Consider the following 4,697-nt stretch of genomic DNA (forward strand, 5'->3'; position numbering starts at 1 on the left):
AATGACTCGGAGGCAAAGCTACTTCGCAAGGATAAAGAATTATTAATGGCTGACTGTATATTTGTTGCTAGTTCTTTTACAAAACAATCTATATTAGATGATTTTCCTTATCCATTGAAGACTCCCATTAAAGTTATTCCTTATGGCTTCCCTGCTGTTACTTTAGAAAAAGTATATGTTCCTGTTGAAAATCGTAAAATACGGTTACTATACGTAGGGCGTTTGAGTCAGGCTAAGGGACTTAGTTATTTGTTTGAAGCATTGGATGGTTTGTATGATAGGTTTAGTTTAACTGTTGTTGGTAATGGAGATATTGATGGATGTCCTCCTTTAAAGGAGGCTTTGTTAAATACTAATCATATATCTTATTTGGAACATAATAAAGTCTTGGATTCAATGCGTGAGCATGATATTCTAGTATTTCCTTCTTTATTTGAAGGTTTTGGGCTTGTTGTAACAGAAGCAATGTCACAAGGAACTCCAGTAATCACAACGGAGAGGACGTGTGGGAGAGATTTGATTCAGTCTGGAGAAAATGGATGGTTAGTGGAAGCTGGATCTGTATTGGCGATTCGTAATTGTTTACTCAATATTTTAAAACATCCAGAGGATATTGAGCGAGTAGGGAAGAATGCTATGGAAACAGCTCAACAAAGACCATGGTCTCGTTATGGAGAAGAGTTAGTTGCATCAATAAATACATTTTTATTATTTGATAGATGATTATAGGAAAAATTGCAAAACGTAACGAACAATATATTTACTACAAGTTAGCTGTTTGGCTTTATCTTTTTTTGTTAATATTTGAAGGAGCTCTAAGAAAATGGATTTTTCCTAGCTTAGCTACTCCTTTATTATTAGTTCGTGAACCTATTGTTATTTGGTTATTTTGTGTTGGGATACAACACAAATGGATAAAGAATATTTTTGCCAGATGTTTAATGATATTTGGAGTGATTGCTTTTGTAACTGCATTATTATTTGCTCACCATAATTTGTATGTAGCACTTTATGGTCTACGAATATATTTATTTCATTTTTCTTTTATCATAGTGGCTGTTAAAATATTAAATAGGGAAGACGTTCTTAGGATGTGTAAATGCATTCTTTATCTTTCTATTCCAATGACAATTTTAATAATAATACAATTCTATTCTCCTCAAAGCGCATGGGTAAACCGTGGAATAGGTGGCGACATGGAGGGGGCAGGTTTTGGAGGGGCATTGGGATATTTTCGACCACCTGGAACTTTCTCTTTTACTTTGGGATATGTTGCCTTTCAGGGACTAGTATGCTCTATCTTAATATATTTTTTATTAAAAAATAGTGAATTGAGGTATGAGCAACGCATTAATCGTTGGATGTTGTACGTGATGATAATTTGCTATATTTTATCGGTACCGTATTCTATTTCTCGTACATTGATGTTCACCACAGTGATTTCGTTAGCTTTTCTATTTATTGCCATCTTATTCGATAAGTCGAATAGAGTACAGTTTGTTGTGTCAATATGTGCGATCTTATTGTTGCTTTGGGGAGTAACGAGTTTGGGACTGTTTGGCGAAAGTATAGATGTTTTTATGGAACGTTTCACTACAGCTAATGAGGTAGAAGGTGGATTGGCAAAAGGTGTTATAGGAGAGCGTTTATTGGGAGGAATTGTTGATAGTTTAGTAGATTTCGATATTCCAATTTTGGGATATGGTTTGGGTATAGGAACTAATGCTGGCGCAAAATTAGTTAGTGCAAACATGTATACATATTTTAATGCGGAAAGTGGGTATGGTATGATTATAGGTGAATGTGGATTACTATTGGGATGGCTAATTGTTGGATGTCGTGTAGCATGGGGAATTAATATTTTGAAAAGGTCATTGATCTATATTCGAAGATATAACGATTTACTTCCTTGGTGTTTATGTTCTTTTGCTTTTGTAGAGATAGTGAATGGACAGATTGGAACTCCAATGTCTTTGGGGGTTATTGTGGTGAGTATGATATTGACAATGTCGGCATTAAAAAGGATATAATATGGAGATAACTTTTTTTTCATTGGGCATATGGCGATGACTCAAGTATTAAGAGAAGTTTTATGCCTTTAATCAGGGAATTAAGGAAGGGATATGTAGTTTATGAATATAGTGTCCCATATATAGGAAGTAATCCTATACATGTAGTGAAGAATATTTTATTTGTATATAGGAAACGTTCTGGAAATGGCGTGAATCATATCACAGGAGATATTCATTATTGTATTATAGGTTTGTTAGGAGTAAAATCTGTTCTGACGATTCACGATGATTTTGCATTTACAACAGCAAAGAAAGGCGTTTTTGATCGATTATATAAATGGATTTTTTGGCTTTATTTACCAATAAAATTGGCGAATAAGGTATTATGTATTAGTCCGACAACAAAGGAAGCTATTGATGGATTAGTGAAAAATAATAAGACTGAAGTATTTCCACAACATTCTCTTTCTGAGAATTATACATATTCAGAAGACAGAAAAATGAAATCTTCTTCTATTATATTACAAGTAGGGACTCTTCCCCAAAAGAATCTAGAAACTACATTAAAAGCATTAAGGAATAGTACTTATGAATTGCATGTTATTAGGAAAATGACATGCCAACAAATGCAGTTGGCTAAAGAGTTGAATGTACATGTTTGTAATAAGTATGACTTGTCCGATGAACAAATTGTTGATGAATATAAAAAAGCAGATATTCTCGTTTTTCCATCTCTACAAGAAGGCTTTGGAATGCCAATAATAGAAGCACAAGCTGTGGGATGTCCTGTCATAACATCAAATAGGTGCCCTATGTCATGGGTTGCAGATGAGGGTGCTCTTTTATTGAATGACCCATTAGATGAATATGAGCTTAAAGCTTGTATAGAAAAGGTCTTGTATAATCTGGATTTCAGAAATTACTTGGTGCAAAGTGGATTGAGAAATATAGAGAGATTTACTTTGAAAAATGTAGTGGATAGATTTATTAAACTTTATCAATCATTATAATGGATATAAATAGGTTTTGTTTGACAGGAGGAGGGAATAAGATTATTTTAGGAACAGCAGCTTCAAAAGCCCCTCAAGATGTGTGTAGCATATTAGAGAAATATGGTTATAAGAATCTGTATTTGACAGTTGGGCAGGAACAGTCTGCAATTAAACGTATGATTAATAAATTTATTCAATTGTATAAAATTAGTCGTATGATTCCCAACCATTCAATTATTTTAATGCAATATCCATTATATACCTTTTTATTTTTTACATTACCTTTTTATAGAAGATGTATAAAAAAGCAATTATTAATTCATGACATCGATTCAATCCGTATAAATGGAAAACTATCATGGCTTGAGAAAATCACATTATCTCAATTTGATGAAATAATTGTTCATACGAATGAAATGAAAAATTATTTGGAAAGAAGTTTATCTGTCCAATGTAAGATTTATGTTTTGTCTTGTTTTGATTATCTTGTTGATAATTATTGTTTTTATGGTAACCAACGTTCAAAAACTTATAATCTTTGTTTTGCAGGAAACATAGATAAAAGTGTGTACCTACAAGAATTTTTATCTCAATGTCCTAGTATGCATCTTTATTTATATGGTAGTTGGAGTAAAAAAGTAAAACTTCAGGGCAATTTTGAGTATATGGGAAAATTTACTCCAAGTGATGTCGGATATTTGGAAGGCAGTTGGGGTATTGTGTGGGATGGTGATACAGCGAAAACTTGCAATGGCACATGGGGAGAATACTTAAGAATTATAGCATCTCATAAAGTGTCGTTATATATAGTTTCAGGACTTCCTCTTATAGTGTGGAAGCAATCGGCAATGGCGAAGTTTGTGGAAAAAGAAGGATTAGGATTACTTGTAGATTCTTTATTAGAGGTTGGAAATAAAATTGCCGATGTCTCGGATGAGCAATATCAGTATTTTATATGCAATTTGCAGAAGTGGGGAGATAGATTAAATAGAGGAGCAATGCTTGAGAGTGTATTAAATGATATAAAATGAAAAATGTAATAAGAGCTTTGATCGTATTATTTCCATGGAGAATTAAACGTTTTTTACTTGTTAAATTGTTCCACTATAAAATCCATCCAACAGCTAAGATCGGTTTTTCGTTTATCTATCCTGCTTTTTTAGAGATGGCAGAAAATGCTACTATTGGTTCATTTAATGTTGCCATTCATTTGGATAAAATGGTAATAGGTAAGAATTCATCAATCGGAAGATGTAATTGGATTACCGGCTTTTCATCTAACATACCTTCCCAACATTTTATTCATGATGAAACAAGAAAGAGTGAATTAATTATAGGAGAAGAATCGGCAATTACGAAGTATCATCATGTGGACTGCACCAATCAAATTATTATTGGTGATTATGTTACCATTGCTGGATATTATTCACAGTTCCTAACTCATTCAATTGATGTGTATGAAGGAAGACAAGACTCCCATCCAATTTTTATAGAAGATTATTGTTTTGTTGGTACAGGGGTCAAAATATTAGGAGGAAGTAAGTTACCTGCTTATTCTGTTCTAGGGGCGGGAGCCGTATTGAACAAGCAGTATGAGCAAAAGTGGACAGTATATGGAGGAGTACCGGCAAAAGTAATAAAAAAACTTCCTGCTACATCCAAATATTTCACGAGAGAAAAAGGTTTTGTATTC

At 33.2% G+C, this 4,697-nt stretch carries 5 protein-coding genes; all 5 read left to right on the plus strand.

The genetic code is table 11. From position 1 onward, the window contains the following. Nucleotides 1–723 (plus strand): glycosyltransferase family 4 protein (locus BXY_RS07780; protein ID WP_208946785.1); only part of this gene is annotated, 723 nt, incomplete at its 5' end. Further along, nucleotides 720–2,030 carry a hypothetical protein gene (locus tag BXY_RS07785; RefSeq protein WP_015531632.1) on the plus strand — a complete coding sequence of 437 codons (1,311 nt, stop codon included), beginning with the start codon at nucleotides 720–722 and terminating at the stop codon, nucleotides 2,028–2,030. The genes BXY_RS07780 and BXY_RS07785, both read left to right, overlap by 4 nt. Nucleotides 2,031–2,092: 62 nt before the next feature. After that, nucleotides 2,093–3,022, plus strand: coding sequence for a glycosyltransferase (locus tag BXY_RS07790; protein ID WP_015531633.1), 930 nt, complete (start codon nucleotides 2,093–2,095; stop codon nucleotides 3,020–3,022). Further along, nucleotides 3,022–4,035, plus strand: a complete 1,014-nt coding sequence (locus BXY_RS07795) for a hypothetical protein (RefSeq protein ID WP_015531634.1) — start codon at nucleotides 3,022–3,024, stop codon at nucleotides 4,033–4,035. The genes BXY_RS07790 and BXY_RS07795 overlap by 1 nt, the downstream gene beginning before the upstream one ends. Continuing rightward, on the plus strand, nucleotides 4,032–4,697 hold a 666-nt coding region (locus BXY_RS07800; RefSeq protein WP_208946786.1), incomplete at its 3' end, for an acyltransferase. The genes BXY_RS07795 and BXY_RS07800, both read left to right, overlap by 4 nt.

The sequence above is a fragment of the Bacteroides xylanisolvens XB1A genome (assembly GCF_000210075.1).
Lineage (GTDB): Bacteria > Bacteroidota > Bacteroidia > Bacteroidales > Bacteroidaceae > Bacteroides > Bacteroides xylanisolvens.